At 66.5% G+C, this 20,815-nt stretch carries 15 protein-coding genes; 8 read left to right on the forward strand and 7 right to left on the reverse strand.

From position 1 onward, the window contains the following. Positions 1 to 114 precede the first annotated feature (114 nt). The 4 genes from TX79_RS04265 to TX79_RS04280 all read left to right on the forward strand — a co-directional run bounded on the left by TX79_RS04265 (position 115) and on the right by TX79_RS04280 (position 7,470). Positions 115 to 1,929 carry a hypothetical protein gene (locus tag TX79_RS04265; RefSeq protein WP_049925904.1) on the forward strand — a complete coding sequence of 605 codons (1,815 nt, stop codon included), beginning with the start codon at positions 115 to 117 and terminating at the stop codon, positions 1,927 to 1,929. Positions 1,930 to 2,159: 230 nt separating this feature from the next. Continuing rightward, positions 2,160 to 3,713 carry a flippase gene (locus TX79_RS04270; RefSeq protein ID WP_049925905.1) on the forward strand — a complete coding sequence of 518 codons (1,554 nt, stop codon included), beginning with the start codon at positions 2,160 to 2,162 and terminating at the stop codon, positions 3,711 to 3,713. A gap of 206 nt (positions 3,714 to 3,919) precedes the next feature. Beyond that, positions 3,920 to 5,122 (forward strand): sulfatase-like hydrolase/transferase, encoded by a 1,203-nt coding sequence (locus TX79_RS04275; protein ID WP_049925906.1) that lies wholly within the window; start codon positions 3,920 to 3,922, stop codon positions 5,120 to 5,122. Positions 5,123 to 5,487: 365 nt separating this feature from the next. Further along, positions 5,488 to 7,470 carry a hypothetical protein gene (locus TX79_RS04280; protein ID WP_049925907.1) on the forward strand — a complete coding sequence of 661 codons (1,983 nt, stop codon included), beginning with the start codon at positions 5,488 to 5,490 and terminating at the stop codon, positions 7,468 to 7,470. Between the two features lie 6 nt (positions 7,471 to 7,476). Here the strand turns inward: TX79_RS04280 and TX79_RS04285 are convergent, their stop codons facing one another. Beyond that, on the reverse strand, positions 7,477 to 8,646 hold the full coding sequence (locus TX79_RS04285; RefSeq protein ID WP_049925908.1) for a glycosyltransferase family 61 protein: 1,170 nt from the start codon (positions 8,644 to 8,646) through the stop codon (positions 7,477 to 7,479). Between the two features lie 218 nt (positions 8,647 to 8,864). On the opposite strand from TX79_RS04285, the gene TX79_RS04290 reads away from it, so the two are divergent. From TX79_RS04290 to TX79_RS04300, 3 genes are all read left to right on the forward strand, one after another. Next, a complete protein-coding gene (locus tag TX79_RS04290; RefSeq protein WP_049925909.1) occupies positions 8,865 to 10,466 on the forward strand; it encodes an alkaline phosphatase family protein in 1,602 nt (533 codons plus the stop codon). Positions 10,467 to 10,608: 142 nt separating this feature from the next. Then, the gene (locus tag TX79_RS04295; protein ID WP_049925910.1) at positions 10,609 to 11,574 is read left to right on the forward strand and encodes an NAD-dependent epimerase/dehydratase family protein; all 966 of its coding nucleotides are present in this window, start codon (positions 10,609 to 10,611) and stop codon (positions 11,572 to 11,574) included. Between the two features lie 95 nt (positions 11,575 to 11,669). Further along, complete coding sequence (locus TX79_RS04300) at positions 11,670 to 12,050, forward strand: hypothetical protein (RefSeq protein WP_049925911.1); 381 nt, start codon at positions 11,670 to 11,672, stop codon at positions 12,048 to 12,050. A gap of 50 nt (positions 12,051 to 12,100) precedes the next feature. Here TX79_RS04300 and TX79_RS04305 read toward each other — a convergent pair whose 3' ends face one another. The 3 genes from TX79_RS04305 to TX79_RS04315 form a co-directional block, all read right to left on the reverse strand. After that, positions 12,101 to 13,120: a GNAT family N-acetyltransferase gene (locus TX79_RS04305; protein ID WP_049925912.1), complete on the reverse strand. Its 1,020-nt coding sequence runs from the start codon at positions 13,118 to 13,120 to the stop codon at positions 12,101 to 12,103. Between the two features lie 135 nt (positions 13,121 to 13,255). After that, positions 13,256 to 14,479: a glycosyltransferase gene (locus TX79_RS04310; RefSeq protein ID WP_049925913.1), complete on the reverse strand. Its 1,224-nt coding sequence runs from the start codon at positions 14,477 to 14,479 to the stop codon at positions 13,256 to 13,258. Then, positions 14,476 to 15,813, reverse strand: a complete 1,338-nt coding sequence (locus TX79_RS04315; protein ID WP_049925914.1) for a prenyltransferase/squalene oxidase repeat-containing protein — start codon at positions 15,811 to 15,813, stop codon at positions 14,476 to 14,478. Before TX79_RS04315 ends, TX79_RS04310 begins: the two co-directional genes overlap by 4 nt. A gap of 186 nt (positions 15,814 to 15,999) precedes the next feature. Here TX79_RS04315 and TX79_RS04320 point away from each other — a divergent pair, with 186 nt between their 5' ends. Continuing rightward, positions 16,000 to 17,118, forward strand: coding sequence for a DUF354 domain-containing protein (locus tag TX79_RS04320; protein WP_049928269.1), 1,119 nt, complete (start codon positions 16,000 to 16,002; stop codon positions 17,116 to 17,118). Positions 17,119 to 17,558: 440 nt separating this feature from the next. On the opposite strand, the gene TX79_RS04325 is transcribed toward TX79_RS04320, so the two are convergent. From TX79_RS04325 to TX79_RS04335, 3 genes are all read right to left on the reverse strand, one after another. Next, a complete protein-coding gene (locus tag TX79_RS04325) occupies positions 17,559 to 18,890 on the reverse strand; it encodes a PGF-pre-PGF domain-containing protein (RefSeq protein ID WP_049925915.1) in 1,332 nt (443 codons plus the stop codon). Continuing rightward, positions 18,887 to 19,948, reverse strand: coding sequence for a polysaccharide deacetylase family protein (locus tag TX79_RS04330; RefSeq protein WP_154660453.1), 1,062 nt, complete (start codon positions 19,946 to 19,948; stop codon positions 18,887 to 18,889). Before TX79_RS04330 ends, TX79_RS04325 begins: the two co-directional genes overlap by 4 nt. Before the next feature lie 151 nt (positions 19,949 to 20,099). Beyond that, positions 20,100 to 20,732 carry a metal-dependent hydrolase gene (locus tag TX79_RS04335; RefSeq protein WP_049925917.1) on the reverse strand — a complete coding sequence of 211 codons (633 nt, stop codon included), beginning with the start codon at positions 20,730 to 20,732 and terminating at the stop codon, positions 20,100 to 20,102. Positions 20,733 to 20,815 lie beyond the last annotated feature (83 nt).

A 20,815-nucleotide genomic window follows, 5' to 3' on the forward strand; every position in this document is an offset into this window, starting at 1 on the left:
CGGTGCCGCTTCACGTTCGTCGCCCTGGCGTCACGCTGGCGGTAGTGAGGCCGTACCCCCGACCCAACAGGGACATAACAATTCACCGATCCGGCCTCGTCCGGACCGAGAGGAATGTCATCGCACTCAGCGACTACGACGTCGGCGTTCGACGGCCACCTCGCATCCAAGTTCGCACTCGCCTGTGGCTTTCTCGCCATCGCGCTGGCCGCGCTCGCCGCTCGATCCGCACCGGCGACCGGCTACGAGGTGTCGATCTTCGCGTCGACGCCGACGCCCGTCTGGGCCGGTATCGGGGTCGCCCTCTTCGTGGCGGTCTTCGCCGCGCTGACCGCGACGACCGATCGGGGCGTTCGCGGCTGTGCGCTCGCGCTCGGCGGCCTCGCGACGGTCCTGTTCGCCGGACTGCCGCTCGTTCGAAACTACCTCTACTACGGCTATCACGACGCGTTGACCCACCTCGGCTGGGCGCGCGCCCTCGAGCAGGGGTCGATCCTCCCGTTCGACCTCACCTATCCCGGCATCCACACGACCGGCGTGTACATCGGCTCCGTCCTCGAGATTCCGATCGCTCGCGCGATGGTGTTCGTGACGGTCGTCGCGGCGCTGTTGTTCTTCGTCTTCGTGCCGCTGTCCGTCCGTGCGATCGTCCCCGACGCCCGGGCGACGGCCCTCGCGGCGTTCGGTGCCTTCCTCCTCCTGCCGATCACGACCATCGCGACGCATCACCACCCGCACGCGATGACCCAGGCGATCATGTTCTCGGCGGCCTTCGTCTACGTCCTCACCCGGTACCTCCGGTCGGATCCCGCGGAAAACGGCACCGCGTTTGGGGCCGCGCTGGCGCTCGCGTCGGTCGCAGCCGTCGTCTTCCACCCGCAACTCGTGGCCCACCTGCTCGCCGTCGCCGTCGGCATCTGTCTCGTCCAGTTTCTCGCCCGCCGGTTCAAATCGGAGGGGGCCGTCACCCGGCACCGAACCCTCTACGGCCATACGCTGTTTCTGTTCGCCGTCTTCCTCCTGTGGACGGCGAACAACACCTTCTACTTCGACACGGTGGAGTACATCGCCAGTCGCGCCCTCGAGTTCGTCCTCGGTGTCGGCGAGGCCGGCGCGTCGATCGGTGCCCAGGGGGCGTCGCTGAGCGAGATCGGGGTCAGTATGGCGGAGATCTTCGCCAAACTGTTCGGTCCCCACCTCGTGCTGTCGGTGCTCGCCGCAGGCCTGCTCGCCGGCGTGCTCGTCGGCGTCCGGACGCGATACGACCACCTTCCGGCGATGGCGACCTACTACGGGGTCGGCCTCGTTGCCCTCGGAACGTTGTTCGTCGTCTACTTCGTCGCCTCCGGATCGGAGATTTATTTCCGCGTTCTCGGGCTCATGATGGTGTTCGTCGTGATCCTCGGCTCGATCGCCATCTCGCTCGGCTACGACGCCCTCTCGAGTCGGATTCCGTCCACGGTGGCCGGGTCGGTCGTCGGCCTGACCGTGCTCGCGTTGCTCGTGATGTCGCTGCTCGCGGTGTTCCCGTCGCCGTACATTTATCACGCGTCACCGCACGTCACGGAGACGACCGCCTCCGGGTACGAGACGGCGTTCGCCGCCCAGGACGACGACGTCGAGATGGTCGGGTTCCGCGGGACGACGAACCGGTTCGACGACGCGATCCACGGCAACGAAGAACGGATGCGCGCCCACGGTAGCGTCTCGGAGGAGACCTTCGACGAGGGACTGACGGAGTACTACGACGAGGATCGGTATCTGATCGTCACGGAGGCCGACTACCAGCGGGAGCAGGTAGCGTACCAAGAACTCCGGTACGGCGACGGCGAGATCGAGGCGGCGACGAGCCAACCCGGCGTCAGTCGAGTCCTGTCCAACGACGAGTTCGAACTGTACTACGTTCACGCCGAGGGGACGTTCGCGTGAGCCTTCGACCGGTTCGAACGGCCTCGAGCGGGCGACCGGTTTCGAAACGCGTCGATAACAAAGCCCCTCCCGAGAGCCTCACGAAACGATGGATACGGAAGGGAGCCCGGTAGCCGAATACGACGGTACCGCGACCGCGTCGACTGACCACACCGTCTCCTCGAGCACGCGATTCGATCGTCGGATCGTCGAACGGACACGAACCGAGACCGCGGTGTTCCGCGCAACTAATGTCGAGTAACGAACAGGAACTCTCGGCGTTGCTCTCGAGTGCGGCGCTGGTGATGGTCGGCGGAATTGCGAGTTCGCTCGCCAACCTGGGTGAGCGCGTCGTCGTCGGGCGGCTGCTGTCGCCGGATGCGTACGGTGAGGTGAGCGTCGGGCTCGCGTTACTGACCTTCACGCTGATGATCGCGCTCGCGGGCTGTGAACAGGGGGTCTCCCGATTCATTCCCCGGTACGAGTCAGACGAGGATCAGCGAGGCGTCTGGGTGAGCGGGCTCGTCGTCACGATCTCGCTGTCGGTGGTGTTCGGCGCGGCCCTGTTCGCCGCCGCGAGTCCGATCGCAACTCGGTTGTTCGAGACCGAGGAGGCCGTAACGTTCGTCCGATTGATAGCCGTCTCGATACCGTTTATCGCTGCGTTCCGGATCGCCGTCGCGGTGATTCGCGGCTACGAGAACACGGTCTACAAGACGGTCGTCCAGAGCTTCCTCGATCCACTGTTGCGGATCGGCTCCATCGCGGTACTGTTACTCGCTGGGGTCGGCATCGTCGCCGTCGGCTGGGCGTACCTGCTTGCCGCGGTCGTGACGTTCGTCGTCGCTCACGTCCTCCTCGGTCGGCTGATGGCCCTCCGCGGTGGGTATCGGACCCACGTCAGGGAGCTACTCGCGTTCTCCGCGCCGCTCGTCGTCTCGACCGTTATCGGGACCATGCTGGCCCGAACGGACACGCTCATGCTCGGGTACTTTCGCAGTTCGTACGAGGTCGGCATGTACGACGCCGCGTATCCGATCGCAGCCGGGCTGACGATCGTCCTCTCCGCGTTCGGCTTCCTCTACCTGCCGATCGCGTCCCGTCTCGAAGCGGACGGCGATCGGGAGGTCGTCGACGACATCTACGCGACGTCGACGAAGTGGGTGTACATCATCACGTTCCCCGCGTTCCTCCTGCTGGTCGTCTTCCCGGAGGACGTTATCGCGCTCGTGTTCAGTCCCTCGTATACGGACGCCGCTACAGTGTTGCCCGTCCTCGCCATCGGCTTCTTTTTGAGCGCGACGGCGGGTCGCGACAGGGAGACGCTGTCCGCAGTGGGTGCGACCACCTGGATCGCAGTCGCGAACGGCGTCGGGTTGGCGCTCAACGTGCTCGTCAACCTCGTGCTCATCCCCCAATACGGCTTTATGGGTGCTGGCGTCACCTCCCTGCTCTCGCTTATCGTCGTCCACGGAATCATCTGTGGCGTTCTCGCGATCCAGTACGGTATCACCCCGCTCTCTCGAGAGGCAGTTCGGTGTTACGTCGCCCTCCCGGTGGTGTTCGTACCGCTGACTGGAGCCCTCTCGCCCTGGATCTCCATCACTCCGGTGACGCTCCTCCCCTTCCTCGTCGTCGTCGGCCTGCTGTCGATCGTCGTCACCGGGCTCGCCGGCGGCCTCGAGCCCGACGACGTCGTCGTGGTCGACGTCGTCGAGGACCACACCGGCATCTCACTGTCACCGATCCGCCGATGGATTCCGGATTCAGAGGGGGAGCCGACGGACTCCCTTTCGGCCGACTGATCGTTCGATACTGCCGCCTCGCGGCTCCGGGAAACGTTCATTCGCCGCCTACCGTCCGCGATGCGTCGCTCACCGTCCCGTTAACTATGCCACACCGTCGGGAGGGACGACACGAGCAGATGATACCGATCGTTGCTACGGTCCCGTCCTCGTCAGGCGAGCGGCCGAGCGACCGACCGAGACGACGAGGGGTGTGTGACTGACGTATGGAGCGGAACGTCCCCCTTCGCGGCCTCGAGACGAACGCGATCGAGAACGTCTACGTCTTCGTCGCGGACTCGGTGCGGTACGACGAGTTGCCCGACCGCGTGGCCGACCGCGGCCGATCGTTCAAGATGGCCGCGTCGGCGCTGTGTACGCCCCAGGCGATGTCGAGCATCGCGACCGGCCGGTACGCGCCCCGCCACGGCGTCACCTGGTTCAACGACTCGCTCAACGCGTCGATGCCGACGGTGTTCGACCTCGAGATCGCGTCGGGATACAACGAGGTCGTGTGGGACGGCCGAGCGGTCGGCGACGTCCTCGGCGAGCCGGGCTCAGTAGACCTCGAGACCGTCGAAGAACCGTTCGTCCTCTTCGAACACGACAACGGCGGTCATTCGCCGTACGTCGGGTACGAGGATCGATCGACCGCCGAGATGTTCGCGGAACTCTCCGACTGCGAGGAACTTCGCGACCTGTACCGGCGGACCGTCGAAGCGAGCACGGACCGCTTCGAGGAGCGGCTGCGGCTCCTCGAGGAGCGGGGGTTGCGGGAGAACACGCTCGTGATCTACCTGGCCGATCACGGCGAACTCCTCGGCGAACACGGCGGGTTCGTCGGTCACGGGCTTCCCTCCGCACCCGAGGTCGCCTACGTGCCGGCCGTCTTCGTGCATCCATCGCTCGGGAACGATCACGGTGAGACGTTCCTCCAGCACGTCGACCTGTTCCCGACCATCCGATCGCTCGTGGGTGGGACCGCCGATCGAGTCGAGACCGATGGGAAGTCGCTGCTGTCCCCGATCGAGCCGGATCGGCCGGCCTACACGCAGGGAATCATGCGTCCGAACGAGTCGTACCGCGATACGTTCATGGACCCGAACTACGACGCCCCGAGCGTCTGGACGGCCGACGGGGGGTACGTGTTCAACGAGACGAGCACGCTCGTTTTACCCCTGACCGCGACGTACGATGCGCTCTTCTCCGGGTACACTGGTTCGTTCGCCGGCGGACCGAGCACGCCGAAGCGGCTCCTGAACGCCTACCGTCACTATCTCGCCGGCGAACGAACGTACGGCGAGCCGTCGATCTCGAAAGCCGACGCGCGAGGGATGGCCGAGCGGATCTCGAGCATCACCGTCGAGACGGAGACCCGATCGCTCGACGAGGAGACGAAAGCACATCTCGAACAACTAGGGTACCGGTAGGAGCCGGCCAGTTGCCGGTTCGAACCGAGTTGACCGACGACGACCCGTTCGACGGGACGGACAGTTGTCCTGTTTTGATCGGTAGTGGCCGCTCGAGTGTCGAAGACCGCCGAGCGTGACTATCTAGGTATTGATATTTGCCCGCGCCTAAAGACGCGGGAATTCACGAAGTGGCTGTTCAGGTTGCGCGGTTCTCTCCCTGTAGAAAGATAGTCGACCCGACAGGCAGTAACGGGCGACTTTCTCGTTCGTAGCTCGGTAAATGTGATATGTATTACATAAATTCCAGATAGTTCGCATCGGTATAAAGGAAGCACTGATTAATGGGACGGTGTTTGCACCCTGACTCTCTTCCTCGAAATAGCATGACCGAAAGAGAGTCAGGCCACGGTGATGAATCCGAGAGTTCGCTGTTCAACCGTCGAACGTACCTGAAAGGGGTCGCGACGAGCGCTGCACTCCCGGTCGCCGCCGCGACGTCGGCCGCTGCAGACGATGGCGACTACGAAGAGATCGTCGTTCCGTCGAACCAGCGGTTCACGAAGACCCTCTCGAACGGCGAGACGTGGGGGAACGTCGTCATCGACATTTCGGCGCGGGGCGCGAAGTTCCGCATCAACGCCACCGGTAACGACTGGACGATCCGGAACGTCGGCATCCGTGGCGTCTGGGACGACCCGTCGAAGGACGAACCGATCATTCTCTCCGGCAACGGCCGTGTAGAGAACTTCTACTGGGCTGACGGTACCAACTGGTCGGCCGGTGGCGGGTCCGCCACGGGGATGTTCGTCCCGCCGAGTCACTCCGGACGGATCGTCATCGAGAACGCCCACTTCCGGGACTTCGGGGACAACGCCGTCTACGCCTCGAGTCCGGGGAACCCCCGCCAACACCCGGCGACCGGTTCCGGCGGCGAAGTGATCATCCGGAACTCCTACGCCGCCGAGTGTACGCCGGCCGGCTTCCGGCTCGGAACCGACGGGTCGAAGATCGAGAACTGCGTCCTCTACCGGAACTACCGGAACTACTGGGCGTTCTACCAGCACACCGAAGTGATCGACAGCGACCTGAGCAACGCCGACGGGACGGGCGACATCAGCCACCGAAACGGCCTCGGCGACATCGTCCTCGGCGATAGCTCGTGGTCGGCCTCGGCCCGGGCCCAGGTCACCGCCGAAAACAGCTACTGGGAGTCGGCCGGGAGCCACGGCGGTGCGAGTACGTCGAACATCCACGGCTCACCCGCAAACCGATCGCCACGGACGAAACCGAGCGAAGTCGAGGGCGTTCCCCTGACCCCCGAGGAAGCCGCCTCCGGCACCGCCTCGAGCAACCCGCCCTCCAACCCGCCGAACGACGAACCCGAGGAGAGCCCGGACATCGAGGACGTCTGGAAGGACGACGAACCCAACCACGTCGAACTGACCGGCGGCTCCCCGGACGACATCGCCGAGTATCGGCTCGCCGGCTTCGGCGACGTCGAGTACGGCGGAAACGCCAACACCGGCGAGAACGACCCCTACCGCGAAACCATCTCCGGTACCAGCGACGGATTCACCGTGGAAGGCTACGTCGCCGGCGGCACCGACGACTTCCACGTCACGGGGTCGGTGGTCGACGTGAACGCGAACATCGAGGTCACCGCGACGGTCAACGGCCACGAGTTCGCCCTCGAGGACCTCGAGGGCGTCGGTCCCCGCGACGAGGACGAGTCGGACGACGACGGACCGAAGGTCGAGGAGATCTGGAAGGACGACGCGCCCAACCAGGTCGAACTGACCGGCGGCTCCCCGGACGAGATCGCCGAGTACCGCATCGACGGCCGCGGCGAGGCCGAGTACGGTGACGGAGCCGACACGAATCCGGACGACCCGTACCGCGAACGGATCTCGACCGACGGCGACGCCTTCTCGCTCGAGGGGTACGCCGCCGGGGGCACCGACGACTTCCGGATCAGCGGCGCGGTGACCGCGGTCGACTCCAACGTCGACGTCGTCGCCACCGTCAACGGCCACGAGTTCGCCCTCGAGGAGCTCGAGGGCGTCGGTTCCCGGGATGACGACGACGAAGACGACGAAGAGGAGGCCCCGGAGCTGCCGAACATGCTGATCGTCGACGGTGCCGCGGCCGAGGGGACGACCGAGTACTCCTTCAGCGTCACCGGCGACCTCGTCCAGTCCGAGTACGACGACGCGACGATCGACGCCGACGACGAGGTCGACGGCCGGACCGCCAGCGGCACGGTCGACGACGGCCGTGACGCCTACTGGTTCAGCGGCGACCTCGAGGACTTCACGATCGCCGGCGAGGCGACTGTCACCCTCAAATACCAGGCTCGAGTGATCTAACCCGGGTCACGCGATTCGACCGACGGATTCCGTCTCGAGCGCGGCCTGCACGGTCCGATCGAGGAGGTCCACGTCGACGCGCAGGTCGTCGCCGGTCGTCGGACAGGCGACGTAGCCGTACCAGCCACCGATCTGTTTCGTGAGCATGTAGTAGATGCCGTTGACCCGATCTTCGGGCATCAACTCGACCACCGAGACGTCGTCCGCGTAGATGAGGTCCGTCAGCCCGGCCCCGTGCGGCGTGACGACGCAGTCGGCCTGGGCGAACAGCGCGATCGTCTCCAGGACCGACATCGAGGCGAGCTCGTAGCGTTCGAACCCCATCGGCTCGAGTCGGTCGAGCGCGGCTCCTTCGTTCAGCAGCCGCCGGGTCGCGGCGTCGTCGCGGCTGACGTAGACGCGATCCGCGAAGCGGTCGGTGTCGACCGCCTCGAGCGCCCGCTCGCGGAGTTCCGAGCGCAGCCAGCGGTGGGAGACCGGCGACGGATTGGGCGGATCGATCTCGCGGCGCATCGAGGGCACGACGAGTCGATCGACCCGACAGGTGGCGGCGTTCCAGTGGACGAGGTCGTCCTCGTCGTAACCCAGTAACGCGAGGGTCTCGCGCTGGAAGCCGTTGAGATCCGGACCGACGATCAGTTTCGGGCGTCGCCCGGTCTCCGCCTCGTACCGCTCGACGCCCTCGAGTCGCGTCAGCGTCTCCGCGACCCAGTGGAAGTAGCCGTCCTCCCAGCTGTTGTGCAGCAGGACGGCCTCCTCGAGGTCCTCGCGCCGGCCGTTACCGGCGACGATCCGTCTGGGAGTCTCCCGCAGGGAGTTGACGACGTTGAGCGTCTGGACGTTCGGGCTGATCGAGGCCTCGCCGACGTACTGCCCGTCGGTCACGGCGAGCGGCGGCGAGCCGACGAGGCGCACGTCCTCGAGCGCGCCGACGAACGGCTTCGAGATCGTGTAGGTTCCCGTCCATCGCTCCATCGCGGGGAGTTCCCCGGCGACGGCGTCCGGCGGCGGGACCGTGACCGTCTCGGTCTCGCCGTACTCGATCAGCGAGCCGTTCTCGTAACAGCGGTCGAACAGTTCGACCCTGGTCAGCCGGTTCCGGTCCGCCGCCGTCGCCCTGACCGCGCAGGAAAACCCCTTGCGCTCGATCGCGTCCGCGATCGTCTCGAGGTTCATTACGGGTGTCCACCCCGACGGAACACTTGAGTATGCGCGAACTTACGGGCTCCCGACGGGTTGGGGAGCGGACGCCGTCCGACCCGAGCGGACGTCGGAACGGGACGGTCACCGTTTCGTGACCGTACTCGGCGGCGATAGGCGACGGCTGGTCGCCGGAAGCGCTCCCATAACAAAACCCGAGGCGGGAGTGGGGTCACCCACTGATCTCCGGAGCTATGTCAACACCCACTGCTCACGCCGAGACGGACCGCGCGTTCGTCCTCGGGATCGACGGCGTCCCCTGGGATCGGCTCGCCGGGTGGATCGACGCCGGCCAACTCCCGAACTTCGAGCGTCTCGCCGACGAAGGTGCGTGTTCGCCGCTGTACAGCACGACCCCGCCGACGACGCCGACCGCATGGCCCACCATCGCGACCGGCGTCCGCCCGGACAAACACGGGATCTACGGCTTCCAGCGGCTGAATCCCGACTACACACAGCAGATGTACACCAGCGAGGACCGGACGCGACCGGCGCTGTGGAACCTGCTGTCCCCCGCCGTCGTCGGCAACGTCCCGATGACGTATCCGGCCTCGGAAATCGAGGGCTCGATGGTCGCGGGCATGATCTCCCCGTCGCTCGACGAGCGCGCGACCCACCCCGACGACCTCGCCGGTCGACTCGCGGATCGGGTCCCCGACTACGAGATCGGCCTCAACTGGCAACAGTACTCGGGCGAGGCGGAGCGGTTCGAGCGGGACCTCACGTCGCTGCTCGAGGCCCGCCGGGACGCCATGCGCGAGCTGATGGACGACGAGGACTGGCGGCTCTTTTTCTTCGTCTACACCGCGCCGGACCGCCTCCAGCACCTGCTGTGGGACGACGACGTCATGCTCGCCCACTACGAGCGCCTCGACGAGATCCTCGGCGAGGTCATCGACTACACCGATCGCCTCGGAGCGAACCTGTTCGTCGTCTCCGACCACGGCTTCGGCCCCATCTCGAAATTCGTCAACTTGAATGCCGTCCTCGCGAACGAGGGGTACCTCACTCGACGTGATCGAAGCGCCGCGCAGTCCTCACTCGAGGGGCTGGGCATCACGAAGTCCGCGATCCTCGGGTCGATCCGAAAGCTCGGCATCGACGACGGCCACCTCGTCGACGCGCTGCCGAAGGCCGTCGTCGATCGGGTCGCCTCCACGGTCCCCGGCGATCACGGCCTGTACGACGTCGACTTCGCGGAGACGGTCGCGTTCGCCCACGGGCCGAGTCACGTCTACGTCAACGACACGGAGCGCTTCGAGAACGGAGTCGTCGATCCCGCGGCAGTCCCCGAGATCAAACGGGAACTGACCGCGTGTTTCGCGAACGTCACGGATCCCGAGACCGGGCGGCGAGCGCTATCGGTCTCCGACGGCGACGACCTGTTCCCGACCGACGAGTTCTCCCCGGACCTGGTCGTCGTCGGGACGAACGGCTACGAGGAGAAGACGAAACTGGCCGACGAGGTCTTCACGCCAGCCGGGGCGAAGGCGGCGAGCCACCGCAGCGAGGGCGTCTTCCTCGCCCGCGGGCCAACGATCGAAGCACGCGGCCGGGGTTCGCCGGCGTCCGTGCTCGACGTCGCTCCCACGGTGTTGCACAGCGTCGGCGAACCCCTCCCCGACGACCTCGACGGCTCCGCGCTGACCGCCTGCATCGCCGGTCGCGAGGAGCCCACGACGCGGAGCGTCGACCAGCACGTCGCGGCTCGAGGCGAGTCCGACGACGCCGGACACACCGACGACGAACTCGACGACGTCGAGGACCGACTGCGCGGCCTCGGCTACATGGAGTAACGCTGGCCCAGCCCCGTAGCGAAAGGATCCGTTACTTCCGGTAGTGGGAGCCATACGCCCGAGATGGATTCGTCTCCGAAAGCGAGGCGCGACGCATTCAGCGACTAACTAACCGTGTTAGGGCCGACACCAGGACCAGTCCATGAGAGAGGTCGTCCGTTCTACACAGGCCGCCCACGAAACTCTCGCCGATCGGTCGATCCTGATCACCGGTGGCGCAGGCTTCGTCGGCAGTCACATCGCGTCCCGGCTTCCAGAAGCGTCCGAGGTCAGGGTACTCGATGCCTTTACCACCGGTCGACCGGAGAACGTCCCGGACGACGCAACGATCGTCGAGGGCGACGTACGCGACGACGACGTCGTCGCCGAGGCCCTCGAGGGGATCGACCTCGTCTTTCACGAGGCGGCGCTCGTCAGCGTCGAGCGATCGGTCGCGGCACCGGCGACGAGCCACCGAATCAACGCCGACGCGACGCTGCGGCTGCTCGAGGCGGCCCGGGACCACGACGCACGGGTCGTGCTCGCCTCGAGCGCGGCGATCTACGGCCAGCCCGAGACGGTGCCGATCCCGGAGTCGGCACCCAAGGAGCCGGCGTCGCCGTACGGCCTCGACAAACTGACGATCGATCACTATGCCAGGCTCTACCACGAGCTGTACGGACTCGAGACCGTCGCGCTCCGGTACTTCAACGTCTACGGACCGGGGCAGACGGCCGGCGAGTACAGCGGCGTAATCAGCGCGTTCGTCGACAAGGCCCTGGCCGGCGAGGACATCACGGTCCACGGCGACGGGGGCCAGACGCGGGACTTCGTCTACGTCGAGGACGTCGTCCAGGCCAATCGCAAGGCCGCAGTGACGGACCACGTCGGGACGGCCTACAACGTCGGCAGCGGCGAATCGATCTCGATCCGCGAGCTGGCCGAACTCGTCCGCGAGGTCACCGACTCCGACTCCGACATCGTTCACGTGGACGGCCGAACGGGTGACATCGAACACTCGGAAGCGGACATCTCGAAAGCGAGAGACGGCCTCGAATACGAACCGACGGTCTCGATTCGGGAGGGCCTCGAGCGAACCGTGGAGTGGTACCGAACGCGAGAGTCCTGACGGATCGACGCCGGTTCGGGTGTCGCTTCTGGGACCCCGACGACGGTGTCACTCCGAACGGCACCTATTTGATTTCAGCAATCCAACTGCTTCGTATGACGGCGTCGGAGACGGACGGTTCGAGCATCGGTTCCCGTAACTGGAAACTGGCGATCTTCGGGGTCGCCCACGTACTGGTCGGAATCGGCTTCTTTTACGGCCTCGTGACAGATTCGATAACGCTGCTCACGGCCGTGCTGGTCGGCGTTCTCGGATTTGTCCTGCTCTCGCTGGCCATCGTCGTCCGACGCGAGGGGCTTATCACGCCCGAAAACAAGCTCATCGGCGGTTTCGTGCTGGTCGCGATAGTGCTTCTCTTCGGTCTCGAGACGATCACTGACCTCCCGTCGGAGGTCGTCTTCGGGATCGTGTTCGTCGTCGGCGTCGTCCTCCCGCACCTGGTGCTCGAGTACACGGATTACGGACAGCTAGTGTGAGCCACAGCGTCCAGCCGGCACCCCGAATCGAACCGACGCCCCGATCGCAGTCACTTCAACGATCCGGCCATCCGCTGATACACCGTCTTCGCGACCGTCATCTCCGGCCCCGAGGATTCGACGACGTAGTACGGCCGGAGTTCGCCGTTGAACTTGCCTTTGTACTCACAGAGCCGTTCCGTGTTCGCGCCGACGAGGTCGTACCCCGTCACGGACTCGAGTTCGGGATCGGTGACGACGTCCTCGAGGATCGCTCGATGCAGGAGGTTGTTGACGCTGACGTTGTCGTAGGAGGCGGTGACGCCGCCCTGCCAGTAGTAGGCCAGGTCGTTCGAAATCAGCGTGATGATGCCGCTCTCGTACTCGCCGTCGGGGGTACGCGCGACGTAGACCCGCCAGCGGTCGTCGTCGAGATTCGAGAGGAGATTGCGGAGGAACTGCCGCGACATCGGGGCCTCCTCGCCGAACTCAGCGTACTGCTCGACGACGTCGTCGTAGATCCGCAGCGCCGCGCCGATCCCCTCGGTGTCGATCTCGAGGTCGACCTGGTCGTAGCGGCGCATCTCGTTGCGAAGGCTCTTGGAGAAGCCCATCATCGCGTCGTCGACGTCCTCGGCGTCCGCGAGGTCGACGACGTAGGTAAACTCCGGTTCGACGCTGCAGTCGTTCCAGGTATAGGGGCGCGGATCGTCGTACCCCAGCGGACACGTCATCCGGAACAGCGTCGACCGCCGGCCGACCTCGAGGTCCTCGAGGACGCCCTCCGCGAGGGCCGCGTTGATGCGTTCCGCCTTCCGGCGCTTCGGACTGTTCGGGTCGAGAATCGGTCCCAGGCGGGGCACGCCCAGCGACAGCGGTGGCGAGAAGACGGTCCGCCCGACGGCCCGGTCCGCGACGAAGACCGGCAGCAGGCCGACCGTCTGCTGTCCCTTGAACGCCCCGTAGAGCCGTAACTCGGCGTCGGTGTGCGACTCGAGGACGGCCAGGGCGTCCGGATCGTGGAACACCTCGACGCCCCGATCGGGGAGCGCGTCTCCCCATTCCGTGAGATCCAACCGTTCGACGTCCATGTACGTTCGGGTCCGACGACTATTCGCTTTGTTATCGGATCGCTACCGACCGAGCCCGATCCGGAGTCGACGGGTAGCCGCCGGGTACCGTGCCGGTCGAGATACCCGTCCAGCGACGGCTCTGCGAGACGAGAATCAGCCCTCGAGCGTCGCCAGGATCCGCCACCAGTCCTCGCTCGCCCGGTCCATCGAAGCCGTGTCGCGAACTCCCGTCGCCTCCGCTGCGAGCGCCTCCCGGAAGTCGGTATCATCGAGACAGCGGGCCATCGCCGCAGCGTACGTCTCGGGGTCCCGATCGGGGACGACGATACCGTTCTCGCCGTCGGTGACGACGTCCTCGATCGAGCCGACAGCGGGAACGATCGCCGGCAGGCCAGTGGCCATCGCCTCGAGCATCACCAGCGGCATCGCGTCCCGTCTCGAGGTGAGGACGAACAGCCGCGAGCGGCGGTAGTAGGCCGCCGGTTCGTCCACCCAGCCCGGCAGGTCGACCCGATCCTCGAGGTCGCGGGTGGCGAGTTCGTCCGCGACGTCCTCCCGAAGGGGGCCGTCCCCCACCATGACCGCGCTGAACTCGGTCCGGCGCTCCGCGAGGGCCTCGAGCGCGTCGACGAACCGCAGCGGGTCCTTCTCGGCGCTGAACCGGCCGACCCAGACGAGGTCGTACTCGGGGGAGACGTCCGCGGCGGGCCGGTAGGTGTCGACGTCGATGGCGTTGGTGAGCCGTTCGATCCGATCCGGCGGGACGCCGTAGCGGACCAGCTGTTCGGCGTGAGCCGATCCCGGAACCGACACGGCGTCGAATCGCCTGAACGCCCACCGTGGGATCGGGCCGTACCACTGGTGGACGTGGTGATCGAGATCGATCCCGATGATCCCCAGGTGAGCCGGGTAGCCGTAGACGGCCTTGCAAACCAGCGCGTAGAGGCCGTACGGGAACAGCGAGATCGACGCGACAGCGTCGTACTCGTTGCGATACCCTTCGTAGAGGGCGACCACGAGCAGCATCGCGATCCGGAGGATTCGCGGACCGACGTCCGGGACGGGGACGGCTCGCGCCCCCTCGAGGTCGGGATCGGGGTCGAGACAGACCAGCGTCGTCCGGCCGGCGACGTCGGCCAGCGGGCCGTAGTGGCGCTCGTTCTTGTGAGCCAGCCCCGAGACGACGAGGACGCGTTTCTCGTCGGCTCGAGCGGCCGGCGACCCCTCGAGCCAGTCGTCGCCTTCGGTTTCCTCGGCGGGGGACTCGTCTCGGGATCGGGTCGTCGAATCGTCCTCCGGCCGGGTCGTCGATTCGTCCCCTGAACTGGCTCCGGCGGGATCGATCGAGCCCGATCGGTCGGTCCCGGCCTCGCTCATAGCGAGTGCGGGCTCGAGGGGCCGCCGGTAGCGGCGTCGGCGTCGGTCGCGGCGAGGAGGTACTCCGACGTCGCGTAGCTCATCCAGGCCTGGCACCACCGCATCAGCGTCACGCGCTTGGTGTGGAAGCGGTATTTCCGGTAGTAGAACCGGCCGTCTTCGACCTGGAGGTTGGCCAGCACCCAGCGGAGGATGCGTTCGGCCATCTCGAGGTCGCCCTCGCGGGTGAACACCAGGATGCCCTGCGTGCTGGCGTGGATGTCCCGCGGGTAGGCGCTGGTTTCGTCGAAGTTCGGCGCGCCGTCGAGTTCGAACAGGTCGTTCCGGTAGAACTCGAGGGCGTCAGAGAGCGTGTCGGCGTAGCGATCCGAGCCGACGAGATCGCGGTAGCGCTGGAAGGACTCGATGACGAAGCCGTTGTGGTGGCTGTCCATCGAGAGGTGGGAGGCGTCGGCCGGGAGCCGGTAGGGCCAGCCGCCGACGTCGGTCTGGTTGGCCGCGATGTGATCGAGGACCTTCGTCGCGCGCTCGCGGTACTCCTCGTCGCCGAAGTGGTCGTAGAGGTCGACGAGCATCCCCGCGCCCAGCGCGGCGGCGTTGATCGTATAGGCGTCGTCGGGGTGGTTGAGGTGGTAGTCGACCTTCGCTCCCTCGTCGACCTCCCGGTAGTTGAGGTCCTCGACGAGGAAGTCGGCGGCCGTCCGCGCGATCTCGGCATAGCGGTCGTCGAGGTGTGAGGCCTGGAGCAAGGCCCTGACCGCGTAGGTCGTCGAGACGATGTCCGGATCGCTGGGCTCACCCTTCGTGTGGAGGTGCTGGATCTCGTGGCGATGCCCGCCGCAGAAGCCGCTGTAGCCCTCGATGCGTTCCTCGAGCAGCCAGTCGGCCAGGTAGCGGGCCTCCTCGACCGGATCGAACGCCGGTTCGTCGATCGCGAGGTCGAGCGACTCGAGATCCACGTCGGCCCGTCCCCTGTCGGTTCCGTCACCCTCGGCCGTCGCCGCCCGCCGGGCCAGTTCGTGGTAGTTCAGGTTGGCCATCGTGAACAGCGCCGCGCCCTTGTAGTTGCGACGGTGCTCGACGCGGAACAGCGGCCGAACGTCGACGGGCGCACGCTTGACGACCTCCTGAACGACGAGGTTCACGAACCGGTTCTCGACGGGTAGTGCCTGGAGTAGCTGACTGCTCATCCCGTCGCCGTAGTCGGGGCCGCTGTACTCCCGGGTCCGGGCGTACTCGAGCGTCGAATCGAGAACGGGGAGATACCGCTCGAGTTCCGGCGACGGTTCCGCCACGGCGGTCTCGTCGGTGTCTGGAACGCCTCGTGACTGCATCGGCGACACGTAACACGTTCCGCGGCATTGGTATCCGGCCGCTACCGTCGCTCGAGCGGCTGCTCGCACTCGTTTCTGAGGGTGGCAGGCACGAACTGTGATGGGGTCTGCAGCCCGTTACTGGAGGTACGAGCCCGATAACAAATCCAGTCGGGAACGCAGGAGAGAGCGATGACCGACTCGTCCATGAACTACCTGTTTTTTACGAACACGCCGGCACACGTCCACCTGTACAAACACGCCGTCAGACGGTTACGCGAGCGGGGCCACGACGTCTGCGTCCTCGCCAGGGACTACACCTGCACGGTGGAGTTGCTCGAGTGGTACGACCTCCCCTACGAGGTCTACGGGGGGTGTGACACCTCGAAGGGGTCGCTGCTGAGTCGGCTCCCCGCCCACTACGTGCGGGCGATCCGGTACGCCCGGCGGTTCGATCCGGACCTGATCTTCGGAATGGGGGGTTATGCGGCCCACACCGGCGCGGCGGTCCGTGCGCCGACGGTCCTGCTGATCGACTCGGAGCCGGCGTCGTTCGATCACACGATCTCGACGCCCTTCGCCCGGACGATCCTCACGCCCAACACGTTCCGCAAGGACCTCGGTGAGAACCACTACGTCTTCCCCGGACTCAAGGAGTGTGCGTACCTCCATCCCGACGTCTACGAGCCGGATCCCTCGGTGCGGGACCGACTCGGTCTCGAGCGCGACGAGCCGTTCGTCGTCCTCCGGCTGAACGCCTTCGGTTCGCAACACGACGTCGGCGAGCGGGGGATCTCCGGCGAGTGGCGACGACGCATCGTCGAACGCCTCGCCGAGGACGCGACGGTACTGGTCTCCGACGAGGGCGGCGATACCGATCTCTCCGCGTTGCCCGCCGAACCGTTCGACCTCCACCCGGCGCTGATGCACGACGTCCTCTCCGAGGCGAGCCTGCTGGTCGCCGACACCCAGACGATGGTCACCGAGGCCGCCCTGCTCGGAACGCCCGCGATCCGATCGAACTCCTTCGTCGGCGACGACGACATGGGCAACTTCGTCGCCCTCGAGAACCAGGGCCTGATCCGCAACGTCGAGTCCCCCGCAGCCATCCTCGAGACGGCGACGGACCTGCTCGCTCGCGACGACCTCGAGGAGGAGTGGCAGCGCCGCCGCGAGCAGTTCCTCGCGGACAAGGCGAACCTCACCGAACTCGTCCTCGACGTCGCCGAGTCTCGCGGCCGAGTCGACGACCTCGACGTACTCGAGGGGTACGGGCGCACGACGGAGCCGCAACCGGCGAGTGCGGTCGGCGTGGGAAGCGATTGAAGAACTCCCCCTCTCAGTCGTCGCCTTCCTCGAGAAGGTGGTCGCAGCCGGCGAACTGATCGCCGTCCGTCGTGCTCGGAACGAGCGCGGCGAATCTCACCCGATCGATCGCGGCCTCAGCGAAATCGGATCCGATCCCTGTGGAACGAGGTCGTACTCCGTCCACTTTCCACCGTCGATACGGTCCTCCGTGACGAACGCTCCCTTCACTCGTCGACCAACACGTCTTCGTTGACGACAGCCATCCGGCAGGCACGCGCGGTCTCGTTCCTGCCGGTGATCGGACGCAGGCAGCCACCATTCCGACGACGGACGTACGGATGCTGGATCGGAGAATCGCCCGCCTGTCCATCACCGCGCGGACCGATCGGAAGAGCATAATTCGTGGTCGTAGCCGCGAATCGATCCGATACGCCCGCCGAAAACAGGGTTCGACCGACCTATCGACTACGTCTCGCCAGCGCCAGGGCGGTCAGTAAGAGCGCGCCGATCGAGACGATCGCCGCGAAGCCGGACATCGGTAACGCGGCGCTGTCCTCGTCGGTTCCTCCGGCGTCGGGCGCTGGCGCGACGGTCAGCGCCTCGAGCGAGTCTACCTCGGCCTCGTACCGATAGCTGGTGCCGGGCTCCTCGACGAGCGTCGTGTCGGCGGGGGTCCATTCGCCGTCTTCGGCCGCGTAGAGTGCGACTTCGTCTGCCTCGTAGCCGACGTCGTCGACCCAGTCGCTCTCGACGGTGAACGTGACCGTCGCCGACGCCGACGTCGCGTCGGTGTCGATCGTGAGAGACGCCGGCGGATCGACGTCCTCGTACGGCGACGCGGGGAGGTCGGCCGGTCGGTCGTGGGACACCGTCAGCGTCGCCGTCCCGTCGATGCCGGTCAGCTCGAGGGCGTCGATGCTCGCGTTGTCGCTCGAGCCGACCCCTGGCTGGACGGAGACGACGTCGTCGGGTGAGGCACCGGCGATTCCGATCGCCGTCCCGCCCTCGTACCGATCGTAGGTGATCGAGGGGTCGTCACAGGTGCCGGTCCGGATCGTCACGGGTTCCGCGAGGTCGAGCGACTGGCGGTTCGGCGCGTCTTCGTCGCCCGAGAGGAACTCCCAGTCCTCGATTTCGCCGTCCTCGTACCACTCGAGGTCGTCCAGCATCTCGTCCCCGTGGAAGTCCGACGCCTCGTTGAATCCCGGCTGGATCGTCACGGCGAACTCGCCGTCGAGCCCGCCGTTGATCGCGCCGCCGTCGGTGCGACCCTCGCGCCAGAGCCAGGAGGCGTAGGCCCAGTCGCCCTCGCGGTCCCACTCGACCACGTTGCTCGGGGCGTCGTAGCGGTCGTCCTGGACGGTCCACTCGGCTTCCGCCGGCAAGCCGACGATATCGAACGTGACCATCCCGCCGGTTGATCCCTCCTCGAACCGGTCGTGGACCATCACGAGACTCGTGCCGTCGGTTCCCTCGTGGAGCATGAGGGCGCTCGTGTTCTCCTCCTGGAGGTGGGTCGTCCCGTAAGAACTGTAGAGTCGTTCCTCGTCGGGCAGGTCCGGATGGGTCTCGTGATTGCGGTAGTCGTAGAACGACTCGACGGTCCCGTCGGTCTCGAGTGGTTCGACGGCGCGACACATCTCGCCCTGTTCGACCACGTAGGAGTCGGGCGTCGACTGGGCCGGGTTCGCACTCACGGCGTCGGCCACCCCGAGCGGAGCCACGCCGACCAGCGCACCGGTCACGAACAGCGCGACGATCGCACAGGCTCGTAGCGTGCCGCGGCTCATCCGTCGTTCACCACCGCCGGGGGTCGCGGGTTACGGGTCGCCCCCTCCCCGGCCGTCGGTTCGGGGTCCGTTCGCGCCGGCTCGAGGCCGGTCGCCGTCGATTCGACGTCCGCCCCGGACGCTTCGTCGGCTGGGTTCCCTTCCTCGCCCGTGCTCTTCTCGAGAGCCAGTTCGTCGTACAGGTCGCCCGGCGTGCCGATCCACGCCCCGAGGTCGCGGGCGCGCTGGACGAACCAGCGGTACAGCTCGCGATGGCCCGGGAACTCCCGCTCGTTGAACAGCCGCGGGTGCCACAGCACCGTCATCACCGCGTCGTTGGCCGCGGCCTCCTCGAGCACCGACTCGCAGGTGCGACGCGCGGCGACCGGGTTCGCGCCGGGATCGGGCAGCGCCTGATCCATGATCGTCAGCGGGAAGACGACGAACTCGTCGTCGAACGGCCGCAGCGGCCGATAGCCGTGCTGGAAGCCACACTCGGTCGCCGACCCCAGGCTCGTATCGTACGAGAGGCCGATCCGCCGGTAGTGACGCCACGTTTCGGGCCGCTCGAGTCGGAGGTGGTGCTGTCGCCCGCCCCGGATCGGGCCGTCGAGGATCTCCTCGAGGACGGCCCGCTCCTCGCGCAGTCGTTCGGGGTCGTCCGCCGTGTGGTACGAGCCGTGGAGGCCGACCTCCCAGCCGCCGGCCTCGAGATCGCGAAGTACCGACGCGACGTCCTCGGCCGTCGGATCGTACCGACCCAGATGCTGGATCCAGTTCTCGGACGAGAGCCACTCCCGGACCGGCCGATCGGCCAGCAGGTGCTGTTCGTTGAGGACGTAAAAGGCCGATCGAACGCCGAGGTCCGACTCGAGGGCCATCAGTTCCTCGAACTGCCAGTAGGGGTTCGCGGACGACAGGGCCGTCGAGAGGTGATAGGCCGGTCGTTCCTGCGTGGCGTAAAACAGCGAACGGAGCCCCTTGTACGGCCGGTCGACGTCGTGGGTGAGACAGAGCGCGAACGTGGCGTCGTCGGGGAGGCCGTCGACGCGGGTTGGAGGGCGGTTCGTATCACTCATCACAGGATCACGCTCACGCGAACCGATACGATAGTAAATGACGACATTATCAACTGCCGACGTGCTGGGCCGCGCGTCGTCCGGGCTAGGTATCGGTTACCCGTCGCTGATCGTCTGGAAGCGGGTCGTTACCACGCGGAGTCTCCGTACCCTATCGTCGCTTTCCCACGTCGTTCCACGACCGCCGTCCCGCGTCTACCAGCGCGAACAGGAGGCGTTTCACGCCTACGAGACACTCCCGGAGCACGGGTGCACCGTCGGCGAGCCAGACCAGCGCCGCCGCTCCGGCGAGTCCGACCTGAATCCACAGGTAGGTCGAGGGCTCCCCGGTGAGAAACTCCTGGTGGTAGTTCTCGAACAGCCGCCAGAATTCGTCGGCGAAGGCGGTGTGGTCCGCGGGCGACTCGATCCGCCGCACTGGCCACAGCACCAGCGAGACGTAAATGGTTCCGTCGCCGCGGACGGCAGCGTCGAGGACGTCACCCGGCAGATGTAACAGGTAGCCGACTCCGAAGGCCAATCCCGCTCGAGTCCGTCCGACGCGTCTCGCTACGAGGCCGACGACGATCGACAGCGGCACGGCGACGAAGATCGAGTGGCCGAGCGCGTAGCCGGACTCGAAGACGCCGAACTCCCAGGCCAGGGGTTTGTCGATGACGTCGGGCAACACCGACGCGACGACGACCGTCAGCGCCTCGAGGCCGCCCGGCGGCTCCCGGTAGACGAGCCGCACGAACAGCGAGTACGCGAGGTAGCCGACGATGGCGTGTTCCCACGGCCACATCGGTACCTGCTGGCCGTCGTGCGTGGATAGTTATGGGATCGCTACTGGCGAGCGACCGGACGATGCCCCGGTCAGGTGCGAAG

The sequence above is a fragment of the Halopiger goleimassiliensis genome (assembly GCF_000455345.1).
In the GTDB taxonomy this organism is placed as follows: Archaea; Halobacteriota; Halobacteria; order Halobacteriales; family Natrialbaceae; genus Halopiger_A; species Halopiger_A goleimassiliensis.